This is a genomic window from Streptococcus sp. 10F2 (genome assembly GCF_054331515.2).
Map to the genome: position 1 here is coordinate 1 of NZ_JBTGGE020000038.1, position 19,023 is coordinate 19,023.

A 19,023-nucleotide genomic window follows, 5' to 3' on the forward strand; every position below is an offset into this window, starting at 1 on the left:
ATGGAAAAGAATTTAATCGACTATCGGAAGTATTTCCAGCAGAGCATATCTATTACGCACATCCGTATTCATCTTGGGAAAGAGGTACCAATGAAAACCAGAATAGGCTCATACGCAGATGGTTACCAAAAGAACCAAAGAAACGACCTCAAAAGAGGTCGCCTTTATTGAAAATTGGATAAACAACTATCCTAAAAAATGCTTGGGCTACAAGTCGCCGAAGGAATTTCTTCTGGGTGGCTAACTTGAACTTGAAATTTAGGATTCCTATCCAAAACCTATTCAAAATGAAAAATGAAACGATTTCTTATGTAAGCGCTTGTTTTTTAGTTTAAAATAGTGTATGATAAAGATACAAGATAAGTGAAACGGTTAACCACGGATTGTTAATCTGGATAGATTTATTTATCTTTAAAAATTTTACGATATTAGTTAACCGTTTCACTAGAAGGGGGTATGAATGGATTTTATAAAAATCTTAGAGGATAAACTGGAATCCTGCTATGCAGTTGCTCGGCTATATGATCAAAATCATGACTATCTCTTAGTTGCTTCAGAAGTTGAACAGGCTTGTTTTGCATATGATGTCAATGAAAATTTTGAAAAATCGTTGGTCTGGTCAGATGTAGGTGGAACAATGTCTATTATTCAAATTCCAGGGACTATGGATTTTTTAGCAACGCAACGCTTTTATCCAGGTTTTAATGCTAAGGAATGTCGAATTGTCCACGGTCATTTCATAGGAGACGGACAGTGGCAAGTGGAGGAATTGGTAGAGTTTCCGTACTTACATCGCTTTGATTTAATTCAAGATCGGACAGGTAGAATTCTATTCGTCGGTTGTACCATAGCTAACTCGAAGGAGTTTGTTGAGGATTGGTCTGATGATGGAAAAATATTTGTGGGAACTTTTGATATTGCTTCGAATTCTTTGATGGATATTCGGACTTTGCCATTGCGACTGAAGAAGAATCATGGATATTATCGATCGTTAGAGGGAGCCTATTCTCTGATTACAGGTGTTGAAGGGATTTTTCGTTTAGATTTTCCTGATTCTAGTTCGACAGGGGATTGGCTACTGACTCAGTTGTTTGAGGAAGAAACTAGTGATATAGTTCAGTTAGATCTAGATAGGGATGGGCAATTAGAAAATGTGCTCATTCAAGGTTTTCACGGAGATCGTTTCCGGATTTTGAGTGAGAATTTTGAGGCAGAATTATTTTCATACGGAGAACCTACCCCATTTGGACATGCTATTTGGGCTGGACGACTGTTGAACCAAGATCTACTGATTTTTGGCTATCGAGACGGTCGTAAAGATCTTCTTGCATTTACTTTTGAAAACGGAGATTATCGAGAAATCTTAGTTGAAGCTGGAGTTGCATCTAGTAATTGCCTGGCCTTTGAAAAAGGGGGGAAAGCGTATCTATTTTCAGCCAATAATGGCAGCCATGAAGTTGGATTGTATCAATGTTTATAAAATAAGGGGGAGAAAGAAATGTCGAAGAAAAAAGTATTAGTAACAGGAATTGTTCCAAAGGAAGGTTTGACCAAATTAATGGCAGAGTGTGATGTGACCTATTCTGAGGGAGAGCCATTTACACGTGATTATGTTTTAGAGCATTTGGGAGAATATGATGCTTGGCTTTTAATGGGGCAAAAAGGAGATCGAGAGATGCTGGATGCTGGCAAAAATCTTGAGATTATCTCTTTAAATGCGGTTGGATTTGATCATGTGGATACTGAATATGCCAAGAGTAAAGGTATTACTGTTTCGAATTCACCACAAGCCGTTCGTGTTCCTACAGCTGAAATGACCTTTAGTCTTTTGTTAGCTGCTACGAAGCGTCTTTCTTTTTATGATAAAGTCGTTAGGAGTGGTGAATGGATTGATCCGAGTGAGCGACGCTACCAAGGTCTGACTTTGGAAGGAGCGACTTTGGGAATCTATGGTATGGGACGGATTGGTTCCACTGTTGCTGGTTTTGCCAAAGCTTTTGGCATGAAAGTTTTGTATCATGATGTTTACCGGTTACCAGAAGAGAAAGAAGTTGAGCTTGGTGTGGAATATGTGACCTTTGATGAATTAGTTGAGACAGCAGATGTTGTTACAATTCATGCTCCGCTTCTTCCATCAACTAAGCATAAATTTAATAAGGAAGTTTTCCAAAAAATGAAGAATCGGAGCTATCTTGTGAATGCAGCACGTGGTCCGATTGTTTCTGAAGAAGATTTAATTGAAGCTCTGAAAACAGGTCAAATTGCTGGTGCGGGATTGGATGTTTTTGAATTTGAACCAAATGTTGCTGAGGAGCTGCGTGCCCTAGATAATGTTATTATGGCTCCACATGCTGGAACTGGTACAATTGAGGGGCGTCGAACTTTGGCTGAAGAAGCCGCTGATAATATCCTATCCTACTTCGCTGGTCAGCCAGTAAATGTTGTGAATAAGTAGGGGGTGGCTTATGTTAGCAGCCTTGCAGAATTTCTTTAATGTTTTTGGAGCATCCATTGTTGTTCCAGTGATGATTTTTGTTGTTAGTCTATTTTTAAAAGTTAGTCCTAAGAGAGCACTATTTAGTGCTCTCAGGGCTGGTGTAGGATTAACAGGATTTGGTTGGATTATTTCTTCTTTTACTCCGTTAGTTACAAAGTATATTCAGCAGATGGTCGAGACGGCAGGTTTGAATCTTCCTATTGTGGATATTGGTTGGCAGACAGGGTCTTTGACAGCTTTTTCCTCATCTATTGGATTATCCTTCTTTGTGTTTGGTTTGTTAATTGAGTTGCTACTGTTTTTAGTTGGTATTACGAGGGTTTTTGTCCCATCCAATCTTTGGAATAACTTTGGCTATATGGTTTGGGGAACGATGGCCTATGCAGCAACTGGAAATTTTGCTCTTTCCTTTGCGTTCATGGTATTTGTTCTTCTCTATTCTTTGATTATGTCAGAGGTAATTGCGGATCGTTGGTCGGATTATTATGGTGTTAAAAACGCGACGATTAATTCTATTCACAATATTGAAACGTTAGTCCCAGCTTTAATCCTTGATCCACTTTGGAATCTATTAGGGGTGAACAAGGTTAAATTAAATCCAGAATCTTTAAAAACCAAGTTGGGTATCTTCGGAGAACCTATGACTTTAGGGTTTATCCTCGGTTTGGTTATTGGAATTTTGGGAAGTTTAAAGGAGTTAACCAGTTTAGATGCTTGGGGTGGTATTTTGGGCTTCGCTATGTCTCTTGCTGCGGTTATGACGGTCTTTCCTTTGATTACTGGGGTGTTTGCTAGTGCTTTTGGACCTCTTGCAGAAGCTGTTGAGAAAAATAAGAAACAGGAGAGTGAGGCAGAAGATGCTCTTGCAGATAAAAAACGTTGGTTTATTGCGGTGGACGATGGAGTAGGATTCGGAGAGCCTGCTACGATCATTGCAGGTTTGATTTTAGTTCCAATCATGGTTCTAGTATCCCTATTGCTTCCTGGGAACAGGGCTCTTCCAGTTGTTGATTTGATTGCGATTCCTTTTATGATTGAGGCGATGATTGCGGTCTCTAAAGGGAATATTTTAAAAGCGATTCTAAATGGAATTGTTTGGTTCTCTCTCGGATTGTATGCAGCAAGTGCTCTTGGTCCTATTTATACAGAAGCTGTTCAGCAATATGGATCTGTACTTCCACAAGGAGTTGTTTTGATTATGAGTTTCAATCTCCTTGCCCACCCGTTGACTGCACTTGTTTTCTTTGCTTGGATTTCAGGGAATCCACTTTTGATTGGACTTACAGTACTTATTTACCTTGTGTTCCTCTTTATTTTACGTACTAAGCGTGAAAGTATTTACAACTATCTTCGTGTTATGGCAGATAAGAATAGCGGATTCGAAGGTAGTACGGAGAAAATCTTCCTTGCAGAAGAATAGCGTCGGCTAGTCATTGGTTTTCTAAGAGATGAACGCTAAAAATGTAAGCGTTTTAAAAAGAAAGGGAATTTACATGAAAAAAATTGATGGACATGCTCATATTGTTGATGCTCTTGCAGGTTTTAATGGAAAAGGTCGCTTGAATGCTCTTGGAGATGGCTATGCTGTGTGGGATGACGGCGAGGTTATTAAACTGATTGAAGATGGATATGGAGATAAAAACTTTTTAGCAGAATCTCTCTTAAAATACATGGATGAGAATGATGTAGAAAAAGCAGTTATTTTGCAAGGTCATTTGAATGGTTATCAAAATTATTACACTTATCTTGCTATGAAGCGTTATCCAGAACGTTTTACAGGTGCTTTTGCGGTCGATCCTTATGCAGAAAATGCAATGGCAATTGTTCAGCGTCATGTAGAGGATTTGGGTTTTCGAGCTATTAAATTTGAAATTAGTCAAGGAGGGGGGATTCATGGTTATCGTGGTCAAAAAACACCTTTCCGATTGGATACGGATCCCCATGTGAGTCTTATTTTAAGCTATCTTTTAGACTATCCTGGTTTTGTAGTAACAGTTGATTATGGTAATTTTGATCAGATTAGTCATCAACCGGATGCGATTGCTAATCTAGCTCGGCTTTATCCAAGTTTAGATTTTGTGGTTTGCCATCTTTCATTCCCTCATGCTGCTACGCCTAATCGTTTGAGAGCAGAGCTTCTAATGTGGAAAGATTACGAGAATATTTATACGGATCTTTCAGCGATTCAAGATATTGATCGCCCAGATGAGTTTCCATTCCCTAAATCGAGAGCGAATGTTCAAATTGCTAAAGAAGTTCTGGGAGCAAAGCGGTTAATTTGGGGAACCGATGCACCATGGTCTGCAACCTTTAACACTTATGAAGAGTTAGCAACGTGGTTAGAAGCTAGTGATTTATTTACACAAGAGGAGTTGGCAGATGTATTGTATAACAATGCAGAACGGGTTTATTTTAAACCAACTGCTGTAGAAGCGAATCATCAGGCAGTAGATCCTGCAACTAGGGATTTAGATCTGTAGTTCTAAATCCTATTGGGAATGTTTTTCTTTCACAATGTAAAGAAAAAGGTCAGGAGGTTGGGCAAGTGTTCCAACCTTTTCCTGTTTTTAGAAGGGATATAAGATGAATTATTATTTATGTTTAGATTATGGGGGGACGACTACCAAAGCTATCATCTTTGATGATTGTGGAGAAGAGATTTCAGTCTCTTCCTTTGCTACCAAACGGAAAGAGGTAGAGTCAGGTTTTTATGAGGTTGATTTAGGAGAAACTTGGACCGCTATTGCTCATACAATTCGAGAAAGTATTCGCTTATCAGGTTTGGACGCGGCAGCTATTAAAGCAGTGGCATGTATTGGACATGGTAAAGGGCTCTATGTATTGGATAAAGAGCATCACGAATTTATACCAGGTATTTTATCAGCAGATAGTCGTGCTAGTGCTCTTGCACAGGAGTTTGAAAATCGGGTGAGTCTGCTTTGGAATCGGACTCATCAGCATGTTGTAGCTTCACAGGCACCGGTATTGTTACGATGGCTGAAGGATCACCAGCCAGAGATATATGAGCGAATTGGTGCGGTTTTATCTGCTAAAGATTATGTACGCTTTAAGTTGACGGGGTTAGTTCAGCAAGAGATAGGAGATGCGTCTGGAAACCACTGGATTCATTTTGAAACAGGGAATTATGATTCTACTATCTTAGAGTTTTTTGGGATTGATGAGTTATTTTCAATTTTGCCCCCGTTAGTCGATTATAAGGAAATTGTTGGTGGTGTTAGTCAAGAAGCAGCTCTTCAGACAGGGTTGGCAGAAGGAACTCCTGTTATTGGTGGTCTTTTTGATATTGATGCTTGTGCACTGGGATCAGGTGTTTTAGATGAGACGACTTTTAGTGTTATAGCAGGCACCTGGAATATTAATAGCTATCCTAGTAAGAAAGCGGCTGATTTAGACAGTGGGTTAATGAATTCACACTTTCCAACAGGGGATTATTTGGTGGAGGCTAGCAGCCCTACCTCTGCTGGAAACTTGGATATTATGTTGAAAATGTTATTGATGGAGGAGATGGAGCATCTAAAGGGAGGAGATGTCTCTATCTATGATACTTTAGAAGTATTTTTGAAAGAAACGAATGCAGATTTTGCGAATATTCTTTTTTGTCCTTTCCTATATGGAAGTAATGTTGGACAGCCAGCTCAAGCCTGTTTTTTTGGTTTAACAACCCAGTCTAGTAAATCGGAGATGATCCGAGCAGTCTATGAGGGAATTGTGTTTGCTCATAAACAGCACATCGAGCAGTTAACGGATTCTTTAGGACATTCTCCTCAGGTTCTACGTCTTTCGGGAGGAGGAACTAATTCAGAAGCTTGGATGCAGATGTTTGCAGATATTTTGGAATTACCGGTAGAAGTTCCCAAAGCTAGGGAATTGGGAGGTCTAGGAGGAGCGATTGCTTGTCACCAGGCTGTGACAAATCTGTCTCTAGCTGAAACGGTTGAGCGTATGGTTGTACTTGAAAAACAGTTTTTACCAAATGATAGGAATAGTAAGCGTTATAGGGAAAAATATACGGTGTATAAGGAGTTATTAATAGCGATGCAACCTGTTTGGAAACAGTTGACAGCTTTAAGAAGGAAGGAATCATGAAGAGACAAGAAATTATTCTAAATACCATTGCTTTTCAGTCACAACTTGATCAAGGATATCGTCAAGTTGACCTTCTCCCTTGGGTTCAGAAATTGGGGGTACAGCGTCTCGAGATTCGTAGTGATTTTTTAACAGGGGAACTGAATGAATTACATGAGATAAGAAGAGAGGCAGATAAGCTAGGAATTGCTCTTTATTACAGTGCAAATGTGGATTTTTTGCAAGGAGATTTTGTGAATCCAGACATCGTCCGTCATTGTCAGGTGGCAGAAATTTTAGGTGCTCCATTTTTAAAACTGAATATTGGAGATGGTTCTGCTGTATCTGAGGAACAGTTGATGATGTGGGCGAAGACTTTTCCTTCTGATATGAATCTTCGAATTGAAAATAATCAGGATCCAGAGGCTGCGACTATTTCTAATTGTCAAAAAGTGATGGGATTGATTCGGCGTTTAGGCTTACCGATATCTTTTGTATTTGATACGGGGAATTGGGCCTTTGTTGGGGAATCAACCATAGAAGCAGCGGAGATATTAGGAGATTTAACAAGTTATCTTCATTGCAAGAATTTCCGTAATCAGGATGGGATTCTAAGAGTAGCTTCTTTTTTTGAAGGTGAATTGGATTTAGTACAACTATTGTCTTATTTTCCAAGTTTAGAGTATCTAGCATTGGAGTATCCTGCTTCTGTTGAACAATTAGAAGTAGATTTGGCTCGTTTAGAAAATATTGGCTAATATTTTTTAGGAGTTGGTATTGGTGTATGACTTTTTCTCAGTCCAAGAGTGAACACATTCCTGTGTTCCTTTTGGGCTTTTTTGAAACCGTTTTTAAGTTTATACTATATCTATAAAAGAAATCGGAGGATATATGAATGGCTAATGTAAAAGACATTACACGTGAATCTTGGATTTTGTCAACTTTCCCAGAATGGGGTACTTGGTTGAATGAAGAAATTGAAGAAGAAGTGGTTGCCGAAGGTAACTTTGCTATGTGGTGGTTGGGTAACTGTGGTGTTTGGATTAAGACACCTGGTGGTGCCAACGTAGTCATGGATTTATGGTCTTCCCGTGGTAAATCTACGAAGAAAGTGAAAGACATGGTTTGGGGACATCAAATGGCCAATATGGCAGGGGTTCGCAAATTACAACCAAACTTGCGTGTGCAGCCGATGGTTATTGATCCTTTTGCGATTAATGAGTTGGATTATTACATGGTATCGCATGTGCATAGTGACCACATGGATATTAATACAGCAGCTGCAATTATTAACAATCCAAAATTGGACCATGTGAAATTTGTTGGTCCAGTTGAGTCTGGTGACATTTGGGAAAAATGGGGAGTACCAGCAGAGCGTATTATCCGTATTGCACCAGGTGATAGCTTCGAATTTAAAGACATTAAAGTTCATGCCGTTGAATCTTTTGACCGTACTTGTTTGGTAACTCTTCCAATTGATGGTTATGAAGAAAATGGTGGTAGTCTTGCTGGTCTCCCAGTTACAGATGAATTGATGGCCCGTAAAGCGGTAAACTATGTCTTTGAAACTCCAGGTGGTACAATCTACCATGGTGCGGATTCTCACTTCTCTAACTATTTTGCTAAACATGGACGTGACTTCAAGATTGATGTAGCTATCAATAACTATGGTGACAATCCAATTGGAATTCAGGACAAGATGACTTCGATTGACCTTCTTCGGATGGCAGAAAATCTAGGGGCTGAGGTAATTATTCCAGTTCACTACGATATCTGGTCTAACTTTATGGCATCAACTGATGAAATTCTCCAGCTTTGGAAGATGCGTAAAGAGCGTCTTGATTACAAATTCCATCCATTCATTTGGGAAGTCGGCGGTAAGTACACTTATCCAATGGATAAAGATAAGATTGAATACCACCACCCACGTGGATTTGATGACTACTTCTTAGAAGACTCTAATATTCAATTTAAGGCGCTTCTATAATAGTTGGGAATTATCCGTATCGATTGCGAGATGCGGATAATTTTCATATAATAGTTTTGGAAAAAATGCTTTGCGATCTCGATTAGAGGAGGACACCATGACAACATTATCCGTTAATGCCATTCGTTTTTTAGGTATTGATGCTATCGAAAAGTCTAAATCAGGTCACCCAGGGGTAGTAATGGGAGCTGCTCCAATGGCCTATGAATTGTTTACAAAAGAATTGCGTCTAAATCCAGCACAACCAAACTGGATTAACCGTGACCGCTTCATCTTGTCAGCAGGACATGGTTCGATGCTTCTATATGCGCTACTTCATTTATCTGGATTTGAAGATGTAAGCCTTGAGGAAATTAAAAACTTCCGTCAATGGGGTTCGAAAACACCAGGTCACCCAGAATATGGTCATACCGCTGGTGTTGACGCAACAACAGGACCACTTGGTCAAGGGATCTCAATGGCAACTGGATTTGCTCAAGCGGAGCGTTTCTTAGCAGCGAAATACAACCGTGATGGTTTCCCAATTTTTGATCACTATACCTATGTTATCGCAGGAGATGGTGATTTGATGGAAGGTGTTTCAGCTGAGGCAGCTTCTTATGCTGGTTTGCAAAAACTTGAAAAATTGATTGTGCTATATGATTCCAATGACATCAACCTTGATGGAGAAACAAAAGACTCCTTTACAGAAGATGTCAAGGCGCGTTACCAAGCTTATGGTTGGCATACAGATTTGGTTGAAGATGGAACAGATGTGGCAGCTATTCAAGCAGCTGTGGCTCGTGCAAAAGAATCTGGTAAGCCATCCTTGATTGAGGTTAAGACCGTGATTGGCCATGGTTCTCCAAATAAACAAGGAACTAATGCCGTCCATGGTGCACCTTTAGGAGCTGAAGAAACAGCAGCAACGCGTGCAGCACTTGGATGGAACTATGATGCTTTTGAAGTGCCAGCAGAAGTTTATGCAGATTTCAAAGAAAATGTTGTAGATCGTGGTCAAGCAGCTTACGCTGAATGGGAGGCTTTAGTAGCTGCCTATAAAGAAGCTCATCCTGAATTAGCAGATGAAGTAGCTGCTATCATTGAAGGACGTGATCCAGTAACAATTAAGCCTGAAGATTTTCCTGTTCATGAAGCAGGTTTCTCTCAAGCAACTCGGAATTCTAGCCAAGATGCGCTTAACGCAGCAGCAGCAGTTCTACCAACCTTCCTTGGAGGTTCTGCGGACTTGGCTCATTCCAACATGACCTATATCAAAGAAGATGGTTTGCAAGACGATGCTCATCGTTTGAACCGTAATATCCAGTTTGGTGTGCGTGAGTTTGCTATGGGAACTATCTTGAATGGTATGAGCTTGCACGGAGGACTTCGTGTGTATGGTGGAACCTTCTTTGTCTTCTCAGACTATTTGAAAGCGGCAATGCGCTTGGCAGCTCTGCAAGGTCTTCCTGTAACGTATGTTTTCACGCATGATTCTATCGCTGTCGGAGAAGATGGTCCAACTCATGAACCAATCGAGCATTTGGCTGGTTTACGAGCAATGCCAAACCTCAATGTCTTCCGACCAGCAGATGCGCGTGAAACACAGGCTGCTTGGTATCAGGCTTTGACAAGTGAATCCACTCCAACTGCCCTTGTCTTGACTCGTCAAAACTTGGAAGTTCAAGAAGGAACAGATTTTGACAAGGTAGCGCGTGGTGCCTATGTGGTTTACGAGACCGCAGCAGACTTCGATCGGATTGTCATTGCGACTGGTTCTGAGGTAGAGTTGGCTGTTAAAGCTGCTAAAGAGTTGGAAGCAGAAGGAGTGAAGGTGCGTGTAGTCAGCATGCCATCTAGCGATGTCTTTGACCAGCAAGATGCAGCTTACAAAGAAGAAGTTTTACCGAATGCCGTTCGTAAACGTCTAGCGGTTGAAATGGGAGCTAGCTTGTCTTGGTATAAATATGTTGGATTAGATGGAGATGTCCTAGCTATTGATACCTTCGGAGCATCAGCCCCAGCTGGAAAAGTTCTCGACGAATTTGGCTTTAACCTTGAAAATACAAAAGCAAAAATTTCAGCTCTCTAAGATAAAGTGCCGGCCCTTTGGGCCGGTTTTTTAGGTTTTAATTTGGTTCTTCATCACCCTTTTCTTGTCACTAGGAATGGGATTTGATATAGTAGGGTAAGTAGAAAAAAGGAGTATGCAATGAATTTACAATTTTTATGGATGATGTTGGTCTTTGGTGGATTACTTTTCTTTATGCAACGCCAACAACGGAAACAACAAGCGAAACGTCAAGAACAGATGGCTAGTCTGGCTAAAGGGACTGAAATTGTGACCATCGGTGGGTTATATGGAGTTATCGATGAGATTGACCGCGAATCTAATAAGATGGTGCTAGATGTCGATGGTGTCTACTTGACTTTTGAAATGACAGCCTTGAAGGCAGTTGTGAATACACCTGTTGTAGAGGAGACAGCTGTAGATGCTGAACAAGAAGAGGTTGTAGAAGAGCCTATTGAAACAAGTGACAAGTAGTGGCACGGTTTATTAATCTTTTGTAATCTTTTCGTAACGGACAGGCGGTCTGATTTTTGCTATACTTTCTTTAGCTAGTTAAGCTGGATTGGTTCGCTACCCGTTTTGTTAATCAGCGAACAACTTAAAGGAGAACATTAAATATGGCATTTAAAACAAAGAAAAAATTAGTCACTGGAGTTGCAGTTCTTGGATCTGTAGCAGGAGCTTCTGCATTGGAGGCTCAAGCAGTTACAGCTGAAACACAAGAAGTATCTTTGCAAAGTCAAGTGCGTGACATTGTTGCTGAAGCAGTTTCTACGACTACTGTTCCAACAATGGATGATCTTACATCATTGTTTGGTGTAACTGGTAGCCAAGGGAATGTCTTGGATACATTTGAAGAATTTGCTGAAGAGGCAGTTGCAGAGACTGAGAAGAATCCTTCAGAGAAAAACGCAGCATTCTCACAATTGTTGATTGATGCTCTTGAAGATTCAGAGTTCCGTACTGGATTACAACTTCGTCAAGATACGGCTTGGCCACGTGAAGGTGTTGTTTATGCGCAGCCAGTTGCGGTTGAGGCGTCAGCACCAGTAGCAGAAGTTGCACCTCTTTCATTTGAAGCTGTTGCAGCACCAGTAGCACCAGTTGTAGAAGAAGTTGCAGAGCCAGTTGCAGCACCTGCACCAGTAGCGGAAGTAGCTTCACCAGTTGTAGCAGCACCAGTTTCAGAAGCGTCAGCACCTGTAGAGGCTACCCCTGTTTCAACTGAAGCTGTAGCAGCTGAAGTGGTTAACCTTGTTTCAAGTGCACCAGCAGCACCAGTTTCAGAAGCAGCAGCACCAGTAGTGGAAGCTTCTGAAGTCTCTGAAGCTGTAGAGACTCCAGCAGTAGAATCAACTCAAGGCTCTGAAGCAGCAGCACAAGTTGAAGCAGAACGCCAAGCGGCTGAGCAAGCAGCGGCGGCACAAGCAGAAGCAGAACGTCAAGCGGCTGAGCAAGCAGCGGCACAGGCAGAAGCAGAACGCCAAGCGGCTGAGCAAGCAGCAGCACAAGCTGAGGCAGAGCGTCAAGCGGCTGAGCAAGCAGCAGCTGAACAAGCAGCGCAAGCTCAAACAGGTTCTATTACACCAACTTATAACTATAACACTTCAGGAAGCTATCCAGTTGGTCAATGTACATGGGGTGTTAAAGTAATGGCTCCTTGGGTTGGTGATTACTGGGGTAACGGTGGTGACTGGGCTGCATCAGCTGCAGCAGCAGGATTCCGTACAGGTACAACACCACAAGTTGGTGCGGTAGCATCTTGGAACGATGGTGGTTATGGACACGTAGCTTATGTTACAGCTGTTGAATCAAACAATGCTATCCAAGTTTATGAGTCAAACTACAACGGTATCCAACAAATCGGTAACTACCGTGGGACTTTCGATCCAACAACAGCACAAGGTACAGTTACCTACATCTACCCAAATTAATAAAATGCTAAACGGCAACTTCGGTTGTCGTTTTTTTATGTAGGGAATAGGAAAAGTAAATATATTTTCTGAAAAAGCATGAAAATGGAGGTCTGCAGGGTTCTGAAATGACGAGATTTCCCATGCCTAGGGCTTTTGTGGTATAATGAACTGATTCAATCTCTTATAAAATCGATTCTTCGTGGAAACAAGAGTCGAGTATAGAAAGAATGGAAAAGAATATGTTTGGTTTTAAAAAGAAGGAAGAGCAGCTTTCGCTTGTTGTTCCCAAACACATTGGAATCATTATGGATGGGAATGGTCGCTGGGCACAGAAACGGATGCAGCCACGAGTATTTGGACACAAGGCTGGTATGGAGGCTCTGCAAGCTGTCGCTAAAGCTGCCAGTCAAATGGGTGTTAGAGTTTTAACAGTTTATGCGTTCTCCACAGAGAATTGGTCTCGTCCGGAAAAGGAAGTCAAGTTTATCATGAATCTTCCGGTAGAGTTTTATGACCGCTATGTTCCCGAGTTGCACCGGCAAGGTGTTAAGATTCAAATGATTGGAGATGTAGGTCGCCTACCATCAGAAACACTAGCTTCCCTGCGAAAGGCAGAGCAACTTACGGCTAATAATACAGGAATGATTCTCAATTTTGCCTTGAATTATGGAGGACGAGCGGAGATTCAAGAAGCAGTTCGAGTTATTGCAGAGAAAGTACAAGCGGGAATCTATGGAATCGACCAAATTACGGATGAATTGATTGGATCCCATCTGTATACTGGGACTTTACCTGAAGATTGGCGGGATCCGGAATTAATTATTCGGACAAGCGGGGAGTTGCGTCTCAGCAATTTCTTACCTTGGCAGTCGGCTTATAGTGAATTGTATTTTACGGATACCTTATGGCCAGACTTTACAGCTCAGTCATTAGAAGAGGCGATTGAGGAGTATAACCATCGCAATCGTCGTTTTGGAGGCGTTTAATATGGAAAAAGAATTACAGAATCGCATTCTTTTTGGTACAGTAGCAGCAGTTATTTTGCTGGTGCTTTTATGGGTTGGCGGTTTACCGTTTCAGTTAATTGTTGGTCTCTTAGCTATGTTAGGGGTGTACGAGCTGTTTACTATGAAGGGACTAGCTATTAATACACCTGAGGGGATTTTGGCAACCTTGGCTGCACTCCTTTTAACCCTACCTTTGGAAAATTATTTGTCCTTTTTACCAAGTGACTCAAATATCGCTCTCTTTGCCCTTTTGGCTATGGGAGTTTTGGGAAGCACAGTTTTTGTGGAAGAGTATTCCTATGACGATGCGGTTGTCCCAATTGCCTCCAGCTTTTATGTTGGCTATGGATTCCATATGTTGGTTCGGGCTCAGATGTCTGGTATGGATAAGGTCTTGTATGCCTTATTCCTAGTTTGGGCCACGGATAGTTTGGCTTACTTTACCGGGAAGCGTTATGGGAAGCGCAAGCTGATTCCACAAGTTTCTCCGAATAAGACAATCGAGGGGAGTTTAGGGGGGGTTGCTGGAGCTATGGTGGTAACCACTCTCTTTTACCTATTCAGCCCTGGGACTTTCGGAGGCAGGAGCTTTATCTTGATGTTATTCTTGTCTATCCTCTTTTCAGTGGCGGGACAATTTGGAGATCTTGTCGAAAGCTCCATCAAGCGGCACTACGGTGTTAAGGATTCTGGTCGTTTTATTCCAGGACACGGTGGTCTTTTAGATCGTTTTGATAGCTTGCTTTTTGTCTTCCCTCTCTTGCACCTAGCGGGGTTCTTTTAAGATGAAGAATATCTATCTTATGGGAGCGACTGGTTCTATCGGTCAGCAGACTTTGGATATTCTTCGTTCCTATCCTGATCAGTTTCGCCTAGCAGCCTTTAGTTTTGCAAGCAATTTAGTAGCGGCACAGTCGATTATTGAAGAATTTAAACCAACTGTGGTGGTTGTAGCAGATCAAGCTCTGGGTCAAGCACTGCTTGCAGACTATCCAGGGCTGGAATATTATCAGGATTTAGCGGTCTATGCTGAGAATGGGACTTATGACCTCATGATTAATGCTGTTATGGGAAGCGTAGGTCTTCCTGCTACCATGGCGGCTATCCAAGCTCAGAAGGATATTGCCTTGGCCAATAAGGAAACCTTGGTGATGGCCGGAGAGTTTGTCATGGCAGCCGCCAAAGAAAAGGGTGTGCAGATTTTGCCTATAGATAGTGAACATTCCGCTATCTTTCAAGCCATGCAAGGTCTGGAGCGGCAGGATGTGAAAAAATTGGTCATTACTGCTAGTGGGGGAAGTTTCCGAGATAAAGCACGTACTGAGCTCGAAGGGGTTACAGTTGCAGAAGCCTTGGCACACCCTAATTGGTCAATGGGGGCTAAAATTACGATTGATTCCAGTACCATGGTTAACAAGGGCTTGGAAGTGATTGAAGCGCACCATCTTTTCGACTGGGATTATGATCAGATTGAAGTGATCCAACATCGGGAAAGTATTGTTCATTCGATGATTGAAATGCAGGATGGAGCTTTTTTGGCTCAGTTAGGGCCCAGCGATATGCGCGAACCGATTCAATTTGCGATGACCTATCCTCATCATAGACGGTTACAAAATCCAAAAGCTTTTGATTTAACAGAGATTGGACAGCTTCATTTTGAAAAAATGGATTTGGAACGTTTTCCGATGTTGGCCTTGGCCTTTGAGGTCGGTCGTAAGGGAGGCTCTTTTCCAGCAGTATACAATGCTGCTAATGAAGTGGCAGTTGCTGCTTTTTTAGACGGTCAGATTTCTTATTTAGAGATTGAACGCTTCATTGAGCGCGCAGTTGCTGAGCATACAGAAGTGACTGATTTGAGTTTGGAAGAGATTCTTGATACGGACCGGTCTACACGAGAGAAAGTAAGGGGGTGGCTTGCCAGATGATGGGAATTCTGAGTTTTTTATTTATATTTGCAGTAATTGTTATTGTTCATGAGTATGGTCATTTTGCTTTAGCCAAAAAATCGGGAATCCTAGTTCGAGAATTTGCAATCGGAATGGGACCGAAAATTTTCAGCCATCAGGGAAAAGACGGAACTCTCTATACGATTCGTATATTGCCTTTTGGAGGTTATGTTCGGATGGCAGGATGGGGTGAAGATCGGGTTGAGATTCCCAAAGGGAGTCTGGTCGCTCTTAGTCTCAATGCAGAGGGAGTTGTTACCCGCTTGAACTTATCCAAAAAAGAGTTGGATCATCAAGCAGTTCCTCTCCAGGTTCTGGATTATGATCTAGAAGAAGGCTTGGTCATTAAGGGGCTTTTGATGGATGAGGAAGTGACCTATTCGGTTGATCATGATGCAACTATTGTTGAGAAAGATGGGACCGAGGTACGGATTGCTCCTTTGGATGTCCAATATCAAAATGCGAGTCTGTTGGGGCGGTTTCTCACCAATTTTGCAGGACCTTTTAACAATTTTGTTTTGGGAGTTTTGGCCTTTAGTTTGTTGCTCTTTGTCCAAGGGGGAGCACCGAATCCAAACACTAATCACGTACGCGTAGCAGATGGAGGAGCCTTGGCACAAGCGGGCTATCAAAAGGAGGTTTCTTTAGAGAAAATAGGTGATAGTCCAATCGAGGTCTATGCTGATATTTCGCCGGCAATTCAAGAAGCTACGAAAAAAGCTAAGGATGGTAAGGTATCTGTTCAGGTCAATCAAGTGACTCAAGAGATTCAGTTACAAGAAATGGATGGAACTTATCGAATTGGGGTTTTGCCAGCCTTGGATACAAGTTTGATGGCCAAGCTTACGGGTGGTTTCACGATGGCTGCTGCTGCTGCCGGTCAGATAATAACCGCCCTTCGCAATTTGATTTTCAATCCTGATTTGAATGGCTTGGGAGGACCAGTTGCGATTTACCAAGCTTCTAGCCTTGCAGCCAAAGATGGATGGACAAGTATTTTGCAACTTCTAGGTTTCTTATCGATTAATGTTGGGATTTTCAATCTTGTACCGATTCCAGCTTTAGATGGTGGTAAAATTTTATTGAACATCATTGAAGCTGTTCGACGAAAACCTGTTAAACGAGAAACAGAAACCTATTTAACCTTAATTGGTGCCGGTTTAATGCTACTTTTGATGATTGCAGTAACCTGGAATGATATAGTACGAACATTTTTTTAGAGGAGAATAAATGAAACAAAGTAAAATGCTGATCCCAACTTTACGGGAAATGCCAAGTGATGCACAAGTTATTAGTCATGCTCTCATGTTACGGGCGGGTTATGTACGTCAAGTTTCTGCGGGGATTTATACATATCTTCCTCTAGCGAATCGTGTCTTGGAAAAAGCCAAGCAAATTATGCGGGAAGAGTTTGAAAAAATGGATGCTGTGGAGATGTTGACGCCAGCACTTCTCAGTGCAGACCTTTGGCGAGAGTCTGGTCGTTACGATACGTATGGTGAAGATTTGTATAAATTGAAAAACCGAGAAGGTTCAGATTTTATTCTAGGTCCAACACATGAAGAAACCATGACGGTTGTTGTACGAGATTCTGTTAAATCTTACAAGCAACTTCCTATGAATCTTTACCAAATTCAATCGAAATATCGAGATGAAAAGCGTCCACGTAATGGATTATTGCGGACTCGCGAGTTTATTATGAAGGATGGATATAGCTTCCACGCAGATTATGATAGCTTGGATGTAACTTATGAGGATTATCGTCAAGCTTACGAGCGGATTTTTGATCGTTCAGGCTTGGAGTATAAAGCTATTATCGGAGACGGTGGAGCTATGGGAGGAAAAGATAGTCAAGAATTTATGGCTATTACCCCTGAACGGACGGATCTAGAGCGTTGGTTGGTATTGGATAAATCCATTGCGAGCCTAGATGAAATTCCAGCGGATGTGTTGGCAGAGATTCGTGCAGAGCTTGAAAAATGGGTCATTTCTGGTGAAGATACGATTGTTTATTCTAGTGAGTCTGGCTATGCAGCCAATCTTGAAATGGCAACGAATGAATATAAACCAAGAAATCTAGTGGTAGCTGAAGAAGAAATCATTAAAGTTGCGACACCAGACACCAAAACAATTGACGAGGTTGCGGCTCTCTTAAATGTTCCAGAAGAGCAGACGATCAAAACGATGATCTATATGGCAGATGGTAAACCAGTTGCAGCTCTCTTGGTTGGTAATGATCAGGTTAATGAAGTAAAATTGAAAAACTTCTTGGAAGCAGACTTTATGGACCCTGCAACCGATGCGGATGTGCAAGCACTTCTAGGTGCTGGATTTGGTTCATTAGGTCCAGTGGCTTTACCAGAAGAAGTTCGAATTGTAGCGGATCGTAAAATTCAGGACGTTCGCAACGCAGTTGTTGGTGCGAACGAAGATGATTTCCACTTAACAGGTGTGAATCCGGGACGTGATTTCCAAGCAGAATATGTGGACATTCGAGAAGTGAAAGAAGGAGAGATCTCTCCAGATGGTTTGGGGGAACTCCAATTTGCCCGTGGAATTGAGATTGGTCATATTTTCAAATTAGGAACACGTTATTCAGAATCAATGGATGCTAAAGTTCTTGATGAAAATGGACGTGCTATTCCGATTGTGATGGGGTCTTACGGAATTGGAGTGAGTCGACTTCTATCCGCAGTTATGGAGCAGCATGCTCGTCTATTCGTCAATAAGACACCAAAAGGAGATTACCGCTTCTCTTGGGGAATTAATTTCCCGAAAGAATTGGCGCCATTTGATGTCCATTTGATTCCGGTTAATGTTAAAGATCAAGCTAGTCTTGACTTGACTGCTCGTCTTGAACAAGCTCTGATGGGAGCGGGCTATGAAGTCCTAACGGATGACCGTAACGAACGGGCCGGTGTTAAATTTAGTGACAGTGACTTGATTGGACTTCCAATTCGCATTACGGTCGGTAAAAAAGCTGACGAAGGCATCGTTGAAGTTAAAATTAAATCTAACGGATCAAGTATTGAAGTTCATGAAGACAACCTTCTTGAGACGCTTCATATTCTTTTGAAGGAAGAACAGTAAGATCGTTAAAACAACCCCAGCAGTTATTTTTGCTGGGGTTGTTTTATATGGATAAAAAAGTTTAAAAAAATTAAGCAAAAGTGTTGCCAAGTGATAAAGAGTGTTGTATACTAATAAAGTCCTGAAGGGAGAGTTCCTTAAACGGGACAGATGAAAGATAAAAGTTCGGGTGAAACGAACGAATTCAAAAAAACTTCAAAAAAGTTAACAAAAAGTGTTGACAAGCAAATGAAGTTTTGATAGAATGATTAAGTTGTCTCGTGAGAGGCATGACCTTTGAAAACTGAACAAGACGAATACCAATGTGCGGGTAGTAGAAATACTACCTGTCAATGAAAAAGCAATAAATCTGTCAGTGACAGAAATGAGCAGCAGCTCAAACTTTTGATGAGAGTTTGATCCTGGCTCAGGATGAACGCTGGCGGCGTGCCTAATACATGCAAG

Annotated in this window: 15 protein-coding genes, 1 rRNA gene and 1 pseudogene; all 17 read left to right on the top strand. The window is 41.6% G+C overall.

Translation table 11 applies throughout. The features are described 5' to 3' along the window. A pseudogene (locus tag ACXM1Q_RS06855) lies at positions 1-244 on the top strand (IS30 family transposase); the annotation flags it as partial. Positions 245-460: 216 nt separating this feature from the next. After that, a complete protein-coding gene (locus tag ACXM1Q_RS06860) occupies positions 461-1,480 on the top strand; it encodes a hypothetical protein (RefSeq protein ID WP_458517423.1) in 1,020 nt (339 codons plus the stop codon). Positions 1,481-1,498: 18 nt separating this feature from the next. Next, on the top strand, positions 1,499-2,455 hold the full coding sequence (locus ACXM1Q_RS06865; RefSeq protein WP_458517424.1) for a 2-hydroxyacid dehydrogenase family protein: 957 nt from the start codon (positions 1,499-1,501) through the stop codon (positions 2,453-2,455). Positions 2,456-2,465: 10 nt separating this feature from the next. Next, positions 2,466-3,917 carry a PTS galactitol transporter subunit IIC gene (locus tag ACXM1Q_RS06870; protein WP_458517425.1) on the top strand — a complete coding sequence of 484 codons (1,452 nt, stop codon included), beginning with the start codon at positions 2,466-2,468 and terminating at the stop codon, positions 3,915-3,917. 73 nt (positions 3,918-3,990) lie between these two features. Then, on the top strand, positions 3,991-4,977 hold the full coding sequence (locus tag ACXM1Q_RS06875; RefSeq protein ID WP_458517426.1) for an amidohydrolase family protein: 987 nt from the start codon (positions 3,991-3,993) through the stop codon (positions 4,975-4,977). A 103-nt stretch (positions 4,978-5,080) separates the two neighbouring features. Continuing rightward, positions 5,081-6,604, top strand: coding sequence for an FGGY-family carbohydrate kinase (locus tag ACXM1Q_RS06880; protein ID WP_458517427.1), 1,524 nt, complete (start codon positions 5,081-5,083; stop codon positions 6,602-6,604). Next, positions 6,601-7,341, top strand: coding sequence for a sugar phosphate isomerase/epimerase family protein (locus tag ACXM1Q_RS06885; RefSeq protein ID WP_458517428.1), 741 nt, complete (start codon positions 6,601-6,603; stop codon positions 7,339-7,341). Before ACXM1Q_RS06880 ends, ACXM1Q_RS06885 begins: the two co-directional genes overlap by 4 nt. Positions 7,342-7,478: 137 nt before the next feature. Then, on the top strand, positions 7,479-8,570 hold the full coding sequence (ulaG, locus tag ACXM1Q_RS06890; RefSeq protein WP_458517429.1) for an L-ascorbate 6-phosphate lactonase: 1,092 nt from the start codon (positions 7,479-7,481) through the stop codon (positions 8,568-8,570). Between the two features lie 97 nt (positions 8,571-8,667). Beyond that, positions 8,668-10,641, top strand: coding sequence for a transketolase (tkt, locus tag ACXM1Q_RS06895; protein WP_458517430.1), 1,974 nt, complete (start codon positions 8,668-8,670; stop codon positions 10,639-10,641). Positions 10,642-10,761: 120 nt separating this feature from the next. Further along, a complete protein-coding gene (yajC, locus tag ACXM1Q_RS06900) occupies positions 10,762-11,094 on the top strand; it encodes a preprotein translocase subunit YajC (protein WP_458517431.1) in 333 nt (110 codons plus the stop codon). A gap of 143 nt (positions 11,095-11,237) precedes the next feature. Beyond that, positions 11,238-12,554, top strand: coding sequence for a CHAP domain-containing protein (locus tag ACXM1Q_RS06905; protein ID WP_458517432.1), 1,317 nt, complete (start codon positions 11,238-11,240; stop codon positions 12,552-12,554). Positions 12,555-12,775: 221 nt separating this feature from the next. After that, positions 12,776-13,522 carry an isoprenyl transferase gene (locus ACXM1Q_RS06910; RefSeq protein WP_458517433.1) on the top strand — a complete coding sequence of 249 codons (747 nt, stop codon included), beginning with the start codon at positions 12,776-12,778 and terminating at the stop codon, positions 13,520-13,522. Between the two features lies 1 nt (position 13,523). After that, a complete protein-coding gene (locus tag ACXM1Q_RS06915) occupies positions 13,524-14,327 on the top strand; it encodes a phosphatidate cytidylyltransferase (RefSeq protein WP_458517434.1) in 804 nt (267 codons plus the stop codon). A 1-nt stretch (position 14,328) separates the two neighbouring features. Next, complete coding sequence (gene dxr / locus ACXM1Q_RS06920; protein WP_458517435.1) at positions 14,329-15,468, top strand: 1-deoxy-D-xylulose-5-phosphate reductoisomerase; 1,140 nt, start codon at positions 14,329-14,331, stop codon at positions 15,466-15,468. Next, positions 15,465-16,709 carry an RIP metalloprotease RseP gene (rseP, locus tag ACXM1Q_RS06925; protein WP_458517436.1) on the top strand — a complete coding sequence of 415 codons (1,245 nt, stop codon included), beginning with the start codon at positions 15,465-15,467 and terminating at the stop codon, positions 16,707-16,709. Before dxr ends, rseP begins: the two co-directional genes overlap by 4 nt. Before the next feature lie 10 nt (positions 16,710-16,719). Further along, positions 16,720-18,579, top strand: coding sequence for a proline--tRNA ligase (locus tag ACXM1Q_RS06930; RefSeq protein ID WP_458517437.1), 1,860 nt, complete (start codon positions 16,720-16,722; stop codon positions 18,577-18,579). Positions 18,580-18,962: 383 nt separating this feature from the next. Next, positions 18,963-19,023 (top strand): 16S ribosomal RNA (locus ACXM1Q_RS06935); the annotation flags it as partial.

What these genes read in the sequence shown, in the direction of transcription:
- ACXM1Q_RS06860 (WP_458517423.1), top strand. Translation starts at nt 461, where the DNA reads ATGGATTTTATAAAAATCTTAGAGGATAAACTGGAATCCTGCTATGCA.
- rseP (WP_458517436.1), top strand. Translation starts at nt 15,465, where the DNA reads ATGATGGGAATTCTGAGTTTTTTATTTATATTTGCAGTAATTGTTATT.
- ulaG (WP_458517429.1), top strand. Translation starts at nt 7,479, where the DNA reads ATGGCTAATGTAAAAGACATTACACGTGAATCTTGGATTTTGTCAACT.
- ACXM1Q_RS06870 (WP_458517425.1), top strand. Translation starts at nt 2,466, where the DNA reads ATGTTAGCAGCCTTGCAGAATTTCTTTAATGTTTTTGGAGCATCCATT.
- ACXM1Q_RS06885 (WP_458517428.1), top strand. Translation starts at nt 6,601, where the DNA reads ATGAAGAGACAAGAAATTATTCTAAATACCATTGCTTTTCAGTCACAA.
- ACXM1Q_RS06880 (WP_458517427.1), top strand. Translation starts at nt 5,081, where the DNA reads ATGAATTATTATTTATGTTTAGATTATGGGGGGACGACTACCAAAGCT.
- dxr (WP_458517435.1), top strand. Translation starts at nt 14,329, where the DNA reads ATGAAGAATATCTATCTTATGGGAGCGACTGGTTCTATCGGTCAGCAG.
- tkt (WP_458517430.1), top strand. Translation starts at nt 8,668, where the DNA reads ATGACAACATTATCCGTTAATGCCATTCGTTTTTTAGGTATTGATGCT.
- ACXM1Q_RS06930 (WP_458517437.1), top strand. Translation starts at nt 16,720, where the DNA reads ATGAAACAAAGTAAAATGCTGATCCCAACTTTACGGGAAATGCCAAGT.
- ACXM1Q_RS06875 (WP_458517426.1), top strand. Translation starts at nt 3,991, where the DNA reads ATGAAAAAAATTGATGGACATGCTCATATTGTTGATGCTCTTGCAGGT.
- ACXM1Q_RS06865 (WP_458517424.1), top strand. Translation starts at nt 1,499, where the DNA reads ATGTCGAAGAAAAAAGTATTAGTAACAGGAATTGTTCCAAAGGAAGGT.
- ACXM1Q_RS06905 (WP_458517432.1), top strand. Translation starts at nt 11,238, where the DNA reads ATGGCATTTAAAACAAAGAAAAAATTAGTCACTGGAGTTGCAGTTCTT.
- ACXM1Q_RS06910 (WP_458517433.1), top strand. Translation starts at nt 12,776, where the DNA reads ATGTTTGGTTTTAAAAAGAAGGAAGAGCAGCTTTCGCTTGTTGTTCCC.
- ACXM1Q_RS06915 (WP_458517434.1), top strand. Translation starts at nt 13,524, where the DNA reads ATGGAAAAAGAATTACAGAATCGCATTCTTTTTGGTACAGTAGCAGCA.
- yajC (WP_458517431.1), top strand. Translation starts at nt 10,762, where the DNA reads ATGAATTTACAATTTTTATGGATGATGTTGGTCTTTGGTGGATTACTT.